We start from the raw sequence: 12,849 nt of genomic DNA, 5'->3' as shown, positions 1-12,849 counted from the left end.
CCTCGTCCTCCGCGTCTCACCTCACCTCTCGTCCAGTTCGTTTTCGGCGTCTCCGACCCGGGCGTCGTCGGTCTCCGTCGAATCCGACTCCCCAGCTACGTCCGCGAGCGACAGTCCCGAGTGGTTCAATTCCGTCGAGAGCAGCGCCGCGGACTCGACGAACAGGCCGACGGCGAGCGGCCCGGCGACGATCCCGATCGGACCGAGCGTGAGGACGCCGCCGAAGAATCCGACGAAGTAGAGGCTTCCCGGAATGTCGGCCGTTTCGCGGGCGAGTCGCGGTCGGATGAGGACGTCGGGGAGAAGCGCGATAACGAAGCCGCCGAGTAGGAAGACGAGCGCGGCGCGCACCAGTTCTCCGATCGCGACGTGGTAGGCGGCCAGCCCGGCGAGCAGGACGCTGGGGCCGAGAATCGGAACGAACTGCAGGAGCGCAGCGACGCTCGACAGCATCACGACCGACTCGTAGCCGAGAACGTGAAACACCGGAAGCGCGAGAACGAACGTCCCGAGCGCGGTGGCCGCCTGGAGGACGTAGATGGCGAACAGCGTCTCTCGGGCGCGGCGATTCAGCGCGACCGCGGCGTCGCGGTAGCCGGTCGGCACGAGCGCGAGGACGGACCGCTGGGCGTCCTCGCCGTAGAAAAGCAGCGAATAGACGAGAAAGACGAAGAGCGTCGCCTTCACGATGAGCACAGGGGCCGAGGCGGCGGCGCGCCTGGCCGCGCGCTCGACGAGAGAGATGACGAGCGCAGTGAGCGATTCGAGGGTGATCGCGTACTCGAACCCGAACAGCGCGAGTTCGAGTGTCTCGGGGAGCAGTCCGAGCAGGGCGACGAACGAGTCGAATCGGAGGTAGGCGACGACGGCGAGCGGGACGAAAAGCAGGAGCGTCATCACGAAGGCGCCAGCGGTCGCCCCGCCGCTCGCGAGGCGGCGAGACAAGCCGCGGGAGACGAGTCGCTGTCGGACCGGCCAGAGCAGGTACGCGACCGTGACGGCGAAAAACACGGTTCCCAGCACTGACGACAGGAACGCCGCCGTCGCGACGCCGACGAGGACGAACAGGCCGCCGAGCGCGTACCGCCGATTGAGCGACACGGCTTCGAATCGCCGCGGAACCCCAAGAGCATTGCTCCGAATCGGCGACGAGACGGACATCTCAATGCATCAGCGTTAAGTACCACTCAGTGAAATTACCCAGTAATGAAGCGCAGAACGTTCCTTCGAACGGTCGGGGTCGGCGGCGTCGCTGGCGTGGCGGGATGCGTCGGCGGCAACGGCGATGGCGAGGAGACCGACGAACGCGCGACAAGCGGCAACGGTGACGACACCACCGGAACGACGACCGGAGCTACGGAGTCGAGCACGCCCGAACTCGTCGTCTCGACGTACGGCGCGTTCGTCGACGCGCCCTCGACCAGTCCCGGTCCGTGGCTCAAGGAGGCGTTCGAATCGGAGTTCGACGCGACACTCACCTACGCCACGCCGGACAGCGAGATCAACTACTACATCGAGCGGGCGATGCGCGGGGCCGACATCGACGCCGACGTGTACGTCGGGCTCAACGTGGATATGCTCATCCGGATCGACGAGCAGCTGGACGACGGGCTGTTCACCGCCGTCGGCGACATCTCGGGACAGGGAGACGTGAAATCGGGGCTGAACTTCGATCCGGACGGCCGGATCGTCCCGTACGACACGAGTTACGTGAGCATCGTGTACAACGAGACGTTCGACGACGGCGACTTCGTCGCCCCCGAGACGTTCGACGGGCTCCTCGAATCCGAGTACGCGGGTGATCTCCTCACGCAGAATCCCACCGGCAGCGCCACCGGGAAGTCGTTCCTGCTGCACACCATCGACGCGAAGGGCCCGGACGGCTATCTCGACTACTGGGAGGCGTTGCAGGCGAACGACGTCCGGGTGCTCTCGGACTGGGCGACTTCGTATGCGAACTACGAGGACGAGGAGGCTCCGATGGTCGTCTCCTACTCGACCGATCAGGTGTACGCCAGCCAGTCCGGAGAGGACCTCGCGAAACACCAGATCCGGTTCCTGAACGATCAGGGCTACGCCTACCCCGAGGGAATGTCGATCTTCGAGGGAGCCGACGATCCGGAGCTGGCGCGGGAGTTCTTGGAGTTCGTCCTGCGACCGGACGTCCAGGGCGAGATCGCCCAGCGGAACGTCGCGTTCCCGGCGACGACCACCGCCGAACTCCCTGAGGAGTTCGCCGAGTACGCGCAGGCACCGCCGGAAGCAGTCACTTTCACGTACGACGAACTTCGAGACAACGTGAGTGAGTGGACCGACGCGTGGGAACGGCAGTTCGCCAGCAAGTGACGGCGACAGCGGTGATTCGTCCATCAGCGACGACCACGACGTCGGTTCCGGAGTCCTGAACGTGCCACGGACGGACGGCGGATCGGAAGCAGAAGGTGCGCTCTCGGAGGCTCGGTCAGCCGCCGCGACGCTCCGTCGGCGGGTGGAGGCGAGAGCGCTCACGCTCGGCGCGGCCGTCACCGCGCTCGTACTCCTCGTCGTCTTCTACTACCCGGTCGCAACGGTGTTCGTCGACGCGGTGTTCGTCGAGGGGCGACTGACGGTCGAGCCGATTGTCTCGGTTCTCACCTCGCGGTTTTACCTCGTCGATATCTTCGGATTCACCGCGTATCAGGCGCTGTTGTCCACGATCGCATCCGTACTGTTGGGACTTCCCGGCGCGTGGATCCTCTCTCGGTTCGAGTTCCCGGGCCGGGAGACGCTTCGCTCGCTGACGATCCTGCCGTTCGTGATGCCCTCGATTATGGTCGCGATCGGGTTCGTCGCCACGTTCGGGCGAAACGGGACGCTCAACGCGGTGTTGGGAGCGCTCGGCTTGCCGCCGGTCGAGCTGCTGTTCACTATCGAGGCGATCGTGATCGCGCACGCGTTCTACAACGCGCCGCTCGTGGCGCGGGTGACGACCGCCGCGTGGGAGAGCGTCGACGCCTCCGCCGTGGAGACGGCTCGAAGTCTCGGCGCGTCGCCGACGCGTGCGTTCCGCGACGTGGTGCTTCCGCAGTTGCTCCCGGCGGTCGCCATCGGCGCGACGCTGACGTTCGTGTTCACGTTCGCGTCGTTCCCGATCGTCCTCGCGCTGGGAGGGTTCCAACTGGCGACCGTCGAGGTGTTCATCTACTCGCGGATCCAGAACCTCGCGTACGCCGAGGCGGCCGCCCTCGCCGTCGTCGAGACCGCGATCTCGGTCGGATTGACCTACTGGTACCTCCGCTATGAGGGTCGCAACCGCGGATCGGGACAGGGTGCGCGCCCGCAACCCCGACAGTCGCTGTGGCCCGACTCGTGGACCGCGAAGGCGACGGGCTCGCGCGTCGCGATCATCGGCTACGGCCTGGTCGTGCTCGCGGTGTTCGTCGGGCCGATTGCATCGATGGTGCTCACGAGCCTGACCGGCCCGCAGGGGTTGACGCTGGATCACTACCTGTTTCTCCTCGAACGCCAGCAGACCGGTGCCTCCTATCAGGTGCGGCCGCTTCCGGCGATCGCGAACTCGCTCCGGTTCGGGGTGGGGACGCTTCTGGTCGCGGTGCCGATGGGCGTCGTGGTGGCCGTGTTGACGACGCGGGAGTTCCGCGGTCGCGCCGCGATCGACACGCTCGCGATGGCACCGTTCGCCGTCTCGGGGATCGTGGTCGGGCTCGGCCTGCTCCGCGGGCTCGTCTTCGGCGTCGACGCGTTCGGCACGCGGTTGCAGGTGACCGGTGCGATCGCGGTCGTCGCCGCCCACGCCGTCGGCGCGTACCCGTTCGTGACGCGGAACGTCGCGCCGCTGCTCGGGAACCTCGACCCTCGGCTGGTCGAATCGGCGCGAAGTCTCGGCGCGAGTCGGGTCCGTGCGCTCGTCGATATCGAATTGCCGCTGGTCGCCGCAGGCGTCGTCGCGGGCGCGGCGTTCGTCTTTGCCATCTCGATCGGCGAGTTCGACTCGACGGTCGTCCTCGCGGAGGGGTCGACGAGCTACACGATGCCCGTCGCAGTCGAACGCTATCTGGGACGGCGGCTCGGTCCGGCGACCGCGATGGGCTGTATCCTGCTGGCGGTCACCAGCCTGAGCTTCGTGATCATCGAACGGTTCGGCGGTCGGTACGGCGGACGCGGGGGATTCTAAATATGAAACTGACGCTCGAAAACGTGCGAAAGGAGTACGGCGAGACGGTCGCGCTGGGTCGGCGTAGCGATGGCGAGAGCCGAACCGACGGCGGTGTCACGTTCGAGGTCGGCGACGGCGAGTTCTTCACGCTCGTCGGACCGTCAGGTTGCGGAAAGACCACGACGCTCCGACTCGTCGCCGGGTTCGACTCGCCCAGCGCGGGGATAATCCGGTTCGACGGTCGGGATATGCGCGGCGTGCCGCCCGAGGATCGGGGCGTGGGCGTCGTCTTCCAGAACTACGCGCTCTTTCCGCACCTCTCGGTCGCGGAGAACGTCGCGTACGGGCTCCGCTTCTCGGATCCGCCGGACGGGGCGATTCGCGACCAACGCGTGGCGTCGCTGCTCGACCTCGTCGATTTGTCGAACGCGGGCGATCGAGATCCGACCGAACTCTCCGGCGGACAACAGCAGCGCATCGCGCTCGCTCGGGCGCTCGCACCCGGTCCGGACCTTCTTCTCCTCGACGAACCGATGAGCGCGCTCGACGCTCGCCTCCGCGAGCGACTCCGGATGCAGATCAAGGAGATCCAATCGACGCTCGGGATTACCACAGTTTACGTGACCCACGACCAAGAGGAGGCGCTCGCGATTTCCGACCGGGTCGCGGTGATGAACGACGGCGAGGTCGAGCAGATCGGAACGCCACGGGCCGTGTACCGCCATCCCGAGAGTCGATTCGTCGCGGAGTTCGTCGGGGACAACAACGTCTTCGAGGGGACCGTCCTCGACGTCCGACCCCGAAACGCGGAAAATCGTACGGATGCAGCGGCTGGATCGGGTGAATCTCCAGTCGAAACAAAGGGGTTCGGAGGGGGTTCTGCCGAGCCGGATCTCGCCGTCGACGTCGGTGGAGTTGAGATTCGCGTCGAGACGTCACTGGACGTCTCGGAGGGTGACCGCGTGGTGTTCTGCGTTCGGCCCGAGCATATGGAAGTTCGGAGGGACGAAAACGCACGTTCGGACGGGTCGAACGTCCTCGACGCGACGGTGGTGGAGTCGGAATTCCTCGGGGACTCGACGCGGGTGTACCTTCAGTGGCGCGACCGGGAGCTAACGGTTCGGTCCGACGACCCGCTCGACGGCGACGTCCGCATCGACTTCGACGCCGCCGACGCGCACGTCGTCGAACGTCTCAAGAAGTGAGGGATCACGAGGGCTGTCTCAGCAGGTGTCGGTTCGTCCGGTACTATCTCAATGGCTTTCGAGTATCGGTTCGCCGAGTACAGTCTCAGTGGCTTCCGAGTCATAGAGCGACGCCGACGGTGAGGAGTGTGCCGTACGTTCGGTAGCGTTCGACCATCGCCTCGCGCGACTCCCAGCCGTCGATCGGAAACGCGTCCGCCCCCGGGATGTCGATGTCGCGGTCCGGGATCGAATCCTGCTCGGCGACGGCGAGTCCGGCCTCCCGGAACGCCGCCCGGTACTCCTCGGCCGACCACCGCGTCATATCGACGTCGATGCGTTCCTGCCACTCGTGGGAGTGGACGTTCTCCTCGTAGTAGTTCACCGCGCAGTAGAACGTGCCGCCCGGTCGGAGAACGCGCTCGACCTCTTCGAGCGTGTGCTCGGGGTCCGCCGCGTAGTAGAAGGCCTCCATACTCCAGACGTGGTCGACGCTGTCGTCCGCGAGAGGCAGTTCGTCGAAGTCGCCGACGACGTAGCAGACGTTCGGATCGTCGGTGTAGGAGCGCGCGTTCCGCGCCATCGCGGGCGAGCCGTCGAGACCGTAGACTCGCCCCGCGCCCTTCGTGTCGCGGAGGGCGCGTCCGGCGTAGCCGCTCCCGCAGCCGAGATCGAGGATCGTGTCTCCGGCTTCGACCGGCATCCGCGCGAGCGCGTGTTTGGCGGTGTGCCAGTGGCGCTCCTCCATTCCCTTGTCGCGTCCGTCCGTAGCCCAGGCGTCGAACTCGGCTCTCACGCTCATAGATGATCGTCGAACCGGTGGGGCAAGAACCGTTGGGATCGATCCGGAGAGCCGAGTCTATTTAGCCGGCGCTTTCGATAGTCCAGTATGGTCGGGCGTCGTCGGCGTTTCGCGCTTTCAGACACGGTCCAGCAGATCGTCGGCGGGTTCCTGCTCGCGGGACCGTTCGTCGTGACCGAGGAGGTGTGGGTGCTGGCGCAGAGTATGGCACCGGTCCAAGCGCTTCTCACGGTGGTGATCGTCCTCGCGATCGGGTACGGAGCGCTTTATAAGGCAGACGATCGGAACCCGGATCGTGAGACCGATGTGGGGGGCGTTCCACTCCGATTCATCTCTCTGATCACCGTTTCGTATCTCTCGGTGTTGATCCTCGCGATCGCGTTCGATGCGCCGGGGACCTTTATCGGCTCGTCCGCAGAACCGGGGTCCGGATTCGTGGGCGCAGCGACGGATCTCGCCCTTATTGGCTCGACCCTGAAGGCGATAAGCATCGGCGCGGTGTTCAGCGTCATCGGCGCGGCGACCGCGGACTCGCTCTACTGACTCGCGGTAGTCGGATCAGTCACCGCGTCGATTCGACGAATGACGGCATTGCCAGGCGAAGAAAGCGATGCCGACAGCTACAGACGAAAAGCTGCGACAACGACAGCTACAGACGAAAGACCGCGACGACGACGTCTCCCGCACGGTTAAGTCGCCGGGGGCGCACCTACGGATATGGATTACGCCCTCGCCATCGAGAATGCACCCGATTCGATCCCCGGAGGGACGGGGATCTTGCTGCTGCATCCGAGTATCGGCGAAACCGACCGGATCGATACGGACTTTCTGAAGACCGACACCGACCACTTCCTGGTCATTTCGACTCGAACCACCGCCCGCGAAGTCGAACAGAAACTCGAACACTACGACGTCGACGAGTCGAACGCGGTCGTTCTCGACACGCTCTCGGTCGAGCGCGGATACACTCGACGGCGGACGGACCAGGTCCACTACGTCTCGTCTCCGGACGACCTCGACGGGATCGTCGCACAGACCCAGCAGTTCTTAGAATCGCACGACGGGAAGCGACGGGTGAGCGTCGACTCGGTGACCGAGATGGCGTACTACGCGGACGTAGACGGGGCGTATGAGGCGAGTAAGCAGCTCCTCGAACTCCTCGACGAGCACGACGCGGTCGGCCTGTTCCACCTCTCGAACGAAGTCCACGACGAGGAGACGATCGAACGGTTCCGCGATCTGTTCGACGCGGTTGTCGAACTCGACGTGAAAGGCAGCGTCACGAGCGAGTTCTGAGCGTTACAAAAGCGAACGTTAGTCGGCAGCGTCCAGCGAACGTCAATCGACGATTCAGGCGAACGTCGGTCAGCAGTTCAGGCAAACGTCGGTCAGCAGTTCAAGCGAACGTCAAGCCGCGTTGTCTTCCAATTTCTCGAACGTCTTCGTCGCCCACTTGACGCCGTAGTCCGCGCCGTACTCGACGAACGCCTGCGTGTCGAGCGCGGCGAACGGTGCGGGGAGGGCTAACTCGTGTTTGACCGCCGAACAGGCGTACTCCGTCGCCTCCGCGAACGACGTTCGCCCTCGCGCGACAGACCGGGGAAGCGTCGAGAGACGGCCCTCCAGTCGGTTCCCGGCGTCTTCCCACGCATCGAAGAGACGCGGGTGCGTGCCGTCCCACTCGGCGAACGTTTCGCGTGTCTGTAATCCGAGCCACGCGTCGTAGAGCGCAGCGGCGATCTGGTAGACGTCGGCCGCTCCGAGGGGGACCGCGTCGTCGAGGTCGCGGTAGGCCGGGCCGAAAAACGGGAGGAAATGCTCGGGAGCGTCGGTTCCGAGCTGAACGAAGGCCTCGGCGAGGAGAAAGTCCAAGAACGCCGAGGGTGTCCCCTCCGCGCGCTTCTTGACGAGGACCGTCGGCGGGGTCGTCTGCCGCATCCAGGCGACGGTACCGTCGCCCGGCATCCCCACCGTGAAATCGGAACTCGCGTACGCGACGAGCGCGCTGGGTGCGTCGTCGGGAAGCCACTCGGTGGGGTACGCCGCCGGATCGAGTCCGTCGGCGAGGAGGCCGAGGTCCTCCGCCGCGGCGGGCGGGATCGTCTCAAAGTCTGCGCCGACATCGAGCACGAGCGCGTCGGCCGCGTGCGTCTCACGCACGGCGGCTACTTCGTCGGAAAGATCGCGTCTGTCGAACATATCGTACCTTCGGTTCGAGATGATTTCAGCGAAGCGGTCGAGGAGGAAACGGGACTATCCGAACGCGAGCGCGAAAATGATCGCGATGGCGAGAACGGCCGACACACCGACGGTACCGAGGACGATCTTGGTCGCTTGACTCATACTGTGTCCGTTACAGTGGGAGCGCTTAAAAGCTTCAATCCGGGGTTGAGGGGTGCGGATGAGAACCAAATCGCCCGTGTGGATGAGAACCGAAGTCACCCGTCGGCGATCAGAGCCGTTCGAACCCGTGCTTTGGTCGCAGGTCGCTCGAATGACCGCTAGGAGTCCTCAGGCCCGCCGGGAGTCGTATCCCACGTGTCAGGTACTTCGATGACGTACCGGCCGTCCTCCTGCAGAGAGATGATGTACTCGGTCCGGTCGTACAGTTCCATCAGATTGAGTTCGTACTCGCCCGGAGCGACGATGCGGATACTCTCGAACTGTTGGTTGAGTTCCGCGCGGAGTTCGTCCAGATCCGGCCGCTCGTCGCTCGAGGGTTCGATCACTTTCCCGTCGGAATCGCTCGGACGGGCAGGCTGGTCGGGCCGGCTTTCGTCGGTGCCGACGCTCTCGTCGTCGCCCGCAGTTGTTCGACTCGCAGCGGCGAGTTCGTCGGGTGAAACGACATCACTGCGAGCGCTTGCCTGCGCCGTATCTTCGGTCGAATCGTCGCCGAGTGACTGCCGATCAGTATCGATCTCGACGGCGTCGTCCTGAGTCGGATCGGCGTCGGTTCGAGGTTCGCTCGTCGATTCCGATGACCCCGGTGACGTGGACGGTTCCGGCGGCTCCGGCCGACTCGTCGGTTCCTCTTGACCCGGCCACTTCTTCGAGGACGGTGAGAGTCGCGGCCGTTCAGAATTCGAATCGTCCTGATCTGTCGCTGTCCGGTCGGTTGAGCTATCTCTCGTCCGGTCTTCGACGTGCGCTTCCGTCCCGCCTGCGACGTTCTCTTTCTGTTCGGGAGTCGGTCCCGATTGGCTGGATTCTCCGGAGTTGCCAGCCGGATTCGAGGTCGTCTCAGCCGATTCAGTCGCAGACGACGGTCGGAACTGGAACTTGTTTCCGCCGCAGTTCGGACACCCCGACAGCATTTCTTTCGACCCGTCGTCGAACGCTCGTCCGCAGTTTGTACATTCGTGAGGCATCGTAGTGTGTTATCGAGCGGGGGGTTGTGGCCGACGAGCGGGTGGGTTCTCGGTCATCACTTTCTGGAGACGAGCGCGCTGATGAGGTTCTCGTCTTTGTGAAGCGTCTCGATCTGGTTCGCCGGACCGATGACGGTGAGTTTCTTCGTCGATTTGTTGCCCATAATTCGGCCGAGTAGCCCCTTGTTTCCGCCGCCCGTCTGGGGGTACGTCTCGATCTCGATCCCGTTGAACTCGTCGGGGCTGATCTCGGTCATCGTGACTTCGATGAGTTTCGACTCTTCCTCGGGTGCGAGCCCCTCCTCGAGGACGACGATGTTCCCGTCACGGACGCCGTCGAGGATGAGTCGGATCTTCTCCATACTCGTGAGCCCGTCCATTCGCGCCCCGCTGATGAGATCGATCTGGACGCCGTTACTGGAGTTTCCTGATTTCGCTTCCGGCATCGTGGTCACCCGAAGTACTCCGCGATCTTCTCGTACACTTCGTCCATATTGTTCCCCTCGAGCGCCGAGAGCGGAACCGTTTCGTGTTGCGGGAACGCGTTGGCGATGCGCTTGACGTTGGAGTCGTCGAGATCGGTCTTGTTCGCGAAGATGAGCACTGGCAGATCCTGGCTCTCGATGATGCCGATCAGCATCGTGTTCACCTGTGTGAACGGGTCCTCGGTGCTGTCGAGAACGTAAATCACCCCGTCGACGTCCTCGCGGAGCCAGTGCATCGCCTCCGCGACGCCCTCGGTCGCTTCCCGAGAACGACGGACAGCGTCGTCTTTCTCCATATCGTGCTCGAGGAACTCCTTGTAGTCGACTTTCGTCGTGACACCGGGCGTATCGACGATATCGATGCTGACGCTCTTTCCGTTGCGTTCGATCTCGACGTTTTCCTTTCTACGCGCGCGACGCGTCTCGTGTGGAATGTGGCTCTCCGGGCCGACGGCGTCACCCGTCCAGTCACGTGCGATACGGTTTGCGAGGGTCGTCTTTCCGGCGTTCGGCGGTCCGTAAATGCCGATACGTTTCGGCTCGGCGTCCGAGAACATCCGGTCGACGGCCCGTGAGATGCTGTCTCTGAGTTCTGTGAACAGTCCCATCCTGGCCTCCCGCGCCTCCCGGTCCGGTCGTGGAGGGGCGTATGGAGGTACCACATTTCCGTGTTCACTTAAACACTGCGTCAGACGCCCTAGGGCGGCCTACGAGTTGCTGAACGCGCCTGGCACGTCCGCTAATCCGCATTTAGGCTTTCTCGATAGGACTCATTCTCTTTCCACGCTGAACGCCGATCGTGGTGTCTGCCCCCCACCCCTTTGTTTCGAGTGGAACCGTGAATAAGTGGGGGGGGGGGAGGGGGTCGACAGCGGCCTCTATATGATCGGTAGATTTAATAGACTATATTATAAACTGGACCCGTATTGCACTAAGACAGTTAATACAGGACAGTATATTATTTTATTTTAGTATGTATAAAATATACATTAATAACCCGTTCGTCGACTGCAACGATGTTTTGGACCTCTCGCGGCTGTTCCACTCGAAACAAAGGGGTGGGGGAGTCGATTAAACGTCTTCTGATCGGCCTCTCGGCGACGCAGATGGTAGCAAAATATTCTGACATCGAGTCTCACCGGATCCGGTAATGACCCATTACTTGCTCTATCGAGTCACACTTCGGGGGAGAGAAGATGGATGTGAGCGGCAGTCAACGTACCGCTAATACCACTCAATTCACCATATTCTAGCACCCTCACCGGTTCTCTCCATATTCTCACGTCGATAGAATGGGCACTCTATCGATCGGAAAACCCGTAATCACCGCCTACCGTCTCAATTAACGGAGCCACCAGCGTATTCTGACCACATATGAGAGAGACAAGTTTTTTGTAGTACGTGTTCCTCTGGTTCGTCTGCATCAACTGGACACGCCACGGATAGAGAAGCAGGATGATCTCGTCTTTCTCCCGCGCCTTCTGTCTCTACTGGTCGCGGGAACGTGATTTCCAGTCGAAATTGGGGGGATATGGATGGAAAAGGAAGCACAATCCGGTGATGGTGATGCCCCGACAGGCTCCGAGGAGGACGCCCAGTCTGGGGAATCGACGAAATCGGATACGTCGACGGTCGGCACGAATGAAGTAGGCGAACGCGCGTCACGAAACGAGGAGGGACGTGACTTCACTGACTCGAAAGAGCGAGAGGAGATAGGGCGAGGAGAGATCGATCACGAGGAGGTCAATCGGGAGAAGAGCGATCCAGAGGAAAACGTTCGAGAGGAAAACGTTCGAGAGGGGAACGACGCTACGGACCCATCCAAGAGTGATGATCCGTCGGAATCGGATTCTCGACACGTCTCCGAAGAGGGCGAACAGGACATAACGGGCAACGACGAGCCGAACATAACGGGCAACGACGAGCCGAACATAACGGACAACGAAGGCGATCAGAATATCACAGCCGAAGACATCGATATCGAGGCGAGCATCGGACCCGACGATCCCAGTTCGATCAGCGTCGGTTCCGCCGGAACAGCGGAAACAGATGTCAGCCTCGACGAGGTGGTCCTCGACGATGACGGCGACAGTCAGGGCCTCTTCGACGACCTCCTCTCGGGTGAACCAATCTTCGAGAACAAGGAGGTACTGCGCCCGTCGTACACGCCGCACGAGCTCCCGCACCGAACCGAGCAGATCAACCAGATGGCGACAATCCTCGTCTCCGCGCTCCGGGGTGAGACGCCCTCGAACATCTTGATTTACGGGAAGACGGGCACCGGGAAAACCGCCAGCGCCAAATTCGTCAGCCAGGAACTCGAGTCGACCTCGAAAAAGTACGACGTCCCGTGCGAGGTCGAGTACATCAACTGCGAGGTGACTGACACCCAGTACCGCGTCCTCGCACAACTCGCGAACAAATTCATCGAGAAGAACCGAGAGCTAATCGAGGGGCGACTGGATCACCTGAACGACCTCCGATCGCGTGCGGAGAACGACCCATCGGCACTCGGTGACACCGCCTACGAGTCGCGAGCGGCCGTCAGCGCGCGTATCGACGAACTCGAATCCGACCGCGACGAGATGGAACCCGTTCCGATGACCGGGTGGCCCACCGACCGCGTCTATACCACGTTCTTCGACGCGGTCGACTACGAGGAGCGCGTCGTCGTCATCATGCTCGACGAGATCGACAAACTCGTCGAGAAGTCCGGTGACGACACGCTGTATAACCTCTCGCGGATGAACTCCGAACTAACCAATTCGCGAATCTCGATTATGGGGATCTCGAACGACCTGAAGTTCACCGACTTCCTCGATCCGCGGGTCAAATCCAGCCTCGGGGAGGA

Annotated in this window: 13 protein-coding genes; 6 read left to right on the top strand and 7 right to left on the bottom strand. The window is 62.8% G+C overall.

The genetic code is table 11. The features are described from left to right. Nucleotides 1-21 precede the first annotated feature (21 nt). On the bottom strand, nucleotides 22-1,101 hold the full coding sequence (locus tag FJT57_RS09655) for an AI-2E family transporter (protein ID WP_144904617.1): 1,080 nt from the start codon (nucleotides 1,099-1,101) through the stop codon (nucleotides 22-24). 105 nt (nucleotides 1,102-1,206) lie between these two features. On the opposite strand from FJT57_RS09655, the gene FJT57_RS09650 reads away from it, so the two are divergent. The 3 genes from FJT57_RS09650 to FJT57_RS09640 all read left to right on the top strand — a co-directional run bounded on the left by FJT57_RS09650 (nucleotide 1,207) and on the right by FJT57_RS09640 (nucleotide 5,361). Further along, on the top strand, nucleotides 1,207-2,346 hold the full coding sequence (locus tag FJT57_RS09650; RefSeq protein ID WP_144904615.1) for a thiamine ABC transporter substrate-binding protein: 1,140 nt from the start codon (nucleotides 1,207-1,209) through the stop codon (nucleotides 2,344-2,346). A 142-nt stretch (nucleotides 2,347-2,488) separates the two neighbouring features. Then, complete coding sequence (locus FJT57_RS09645) at nucleotides 2,489-4,174, top strand: ABC transporter permease (protein ID WP_238993974.1); 1,686 nt, start codon at nucleotides 2,489-2,491, stop codon at nucleotides 4,172-4,174. Nucleotides 4,175-4,176: 2 nt separating this feature from the next. Continuing rightward, a complete protein-coding gene (locus FJT57_RS09640) occupies nucleotides 4,177-5,361 on the top strand; it encodes an ABC transporter ATP-binding protein (RefSeq protein WP_144904613.1) in 1,185 nt (394 codons plus the stop codon). A gap of 100 nt (nucleotides 5,362-5,461) precedes the next feature. Here FJT57_RS09640 and FJT57_RS09635 read toward each other — a convergent pair whose 3' ends face one another. Then, a complete protein-coding gene (locus FJT57_RS09635) occupies nucleotides 5,462-6,142 on the bottom strand; it encodes a class I SAM-dependent methyltransferase (RefSeq protein WP_144904611.1) in 681 nt (226 codons plus the stop codon). A gap of 87 nt (nucleotides 6,143-6,229) precedes the next feature. Here FJT57_RS09635 and FJT57_RS09630 point away from each other — a divergent pair, with 87 nt between their 5' ends. Both FJT57_RS09630 and FJT57_RS09625 read left to right on the top strand, forming a co-directional pair. After that, on the top strand, nucleotides 6,230-6,685 hold the full coding sequence (locus FJT57_RS09630; RefSeq protein WP_144904609.1) for a DUF2391 family protein: 456 nt from the start codon (nucleotides 6,230-6,232) through the stop codon (nucleotides 6,683-6,685). A gap of 174 nt (nucleotides 6,686-6,859) precedes the next feature. Beyond that, nucleotides 6,860-7,438 carry a DUF7090 family protein gene (locus tag FJT57_RS09625; RefSeq protein ID WP_144904607.1) on the top strand — a complete coding sequence of 193 codons (579 nt, stop codon included), beginning with the start codon at nucleotides 6,860-6,862 and terminating at the stop codon, nucleotides 7,436-7,438. A gap of 111 nt (nucleotides 7,439-7,549) precedes the next feature. Here FJT57_RS09625 and FJT57_RS09620 read toward each other — a convergent pair whose 3' ends face one another. The 5 genes from FJT57_RS09620 to FJT57_RS09605 all read right to left on the bottom strand — a co-directional run bounded on the left by FJT57_RS09620 (nucleotide 7,550) and on the right by FJT57_RS09605 (nucleotide 10,606). Continuing rightward, complete coding sequence (locus FJT57_RS09620) at nucleotides 7,550-8,341, bottom strand: DUF7089 family protein (RefSeq protein ID WP_144904605.1); 792 nt, start codon at nucleotides 8,339-8,341, stop codon at nucleotides 7,550-7,552. Nucleotides 8,342-8,395: 54 nt separating this feature from the next. Further along, nucleotides 8,396-8,485 (bottom strand): hypothetical protein, encoded by a 90-nt coding sequence (locus FJT57_RS17450; RefSeq protein ID WP_425492341.1) that lies wholly within the window; start codon nucleotides 8,483-8,485, stop codon nucleotides 8,396-8,398. A gap of 158 nt (nucleotides 8,486-8,643) precedes the next feature. After that, nucleotides 8,644-9,513: an OapC/ArvC family zinc-ribbon domain-containing protein gene (locus tag FJT57_RS09615; RefSeq protein WP_144904603.1), complete on the bottom strand. Its 870-nt coding sequence runs from the start codon at nucleotides 9,511-9,513 to the stop codon at nucleotides 8,644-8,646. Nucleotides 9,514-9,569: 56 nt separating this feature from the next. After that, nucleotides 9,570-9,959 (bottom strand): DUF2073 domain-containing protein, encoded by a 390-nt coding sequence (locus FJT57_RS09610; protein WP_144904601.1) that lies wholly within the window; start codon nucleotides 9,957-9,959, stop codon nucleotides 9,570-9,572. Nucleotides 9,960-9,964: 5 nt separating this feature from the next. After that, nucleotides 9,965-10,606, bottom strand: a complete 642-nt coding sequence (locus FJT57_RS09605) for an Era-like GTP-binding protein (RefSeq protein WP_144904599.1) — start codon at nucleotides 10,604-10,606, stop codon at nucleotides 9,965-9,967. Nucleotides 10,607-11,533: 927 nt separating this feature from the next. Here FJT57_RS09605 and FJT57_RS16955 point away from each other — a divergent pair. After that, on the top strand, nucleotides 11,534-12,849 hold a 1,316-nt coding region (locus FJT57_RS16955), incomplete at its 3' end, for a Cdc6/Cdc18 family protein (protein WP_238993963.1).

The organism is Halobellus captivus, from assembly GCF_007655485.1.
In the GTDB taxonomy this organism is placed as follows: Archaea; Halobacteriota; Halobacteria; order Halobacteriales; family Haloferacaceae; genus Haloquadratum; species Haloquadratum captivum.
The sequence above is the reverse complement of the archived record's forward strand: the minus strand, read 5'-3'. Positions and strand labels throughout refer to the sequence as shown.

Coding starts and splice junctions, on each gene's coding strand:
- FJT57_RS09650 (WP_144904615.1), top strand. CDS start 1,207: ATGAAGCGCAGAACGTTCCTTCGAACGGTCGGGGTCGGCGGCGTCGCT.
- FJT57_RS09640 (WP_144904613.1), top strand. CDS start 4,177: ATGAAACTGACGCTCGAAAACGTGCGAAAGGAGTACGGCGAGACGGTC.
- FJT57_RS09635 (WP_144904611.1), bottom strand. CDS start 6,142: ATGAGCGTGAGAGCCGAGTTCGACGCCTGGGCTACGGACGGACGCGAC.
- FJT57_RS09630 (WP_144904609.1), top strand. CDS start 6,230: ATGGTCGGGCGTCGTCGGCGTTTCGCGCTTTCAGACACGGTCCAGCAG.
- FJT57_RS09625 (WP_144904607.1), top strand. CDS start 6,860: ATGGATTACGCCCTCGCCATCGAGAATGCACCCGATTCGATCCCCGGA.
- FJT57_RS09620 (WP_144904605.1), bottom strand. CDS start 8,341: ATGTTCGACAGACGCGATCTTTCCGACGAAGTAGCCGCCGTGCGTGAG.
- FJT57_RS17450 (WP_425492341.1), bottom strand. CDS start 8,485: ATGAGTCAAGCGACCAAGATCGTCCTCGGTACCGTCGGTGTGTCGGCC.
- FJT57_RS09615 (WP_144904603.1), bottom strand. CDS start 9,513: ATGCCTCACGAATGTACAAACTGCGGACGAGCGTTCGACGACGGGTCG.
- FJT57_RS09610 (WP_144904601.1), bottom strand. CDS start 9,959: ATGCCGGAAGCGAAATCAGGAAACTCCAGTAACGGCGTCCAGATCGAT.
- FJT57_RS09605 (WP_144904599.1), bottom strand. CDS start 10,606: ATGGGACTGTTCACAGAACTCAGAGACAGCATCTCACGGGCCGTCGAC.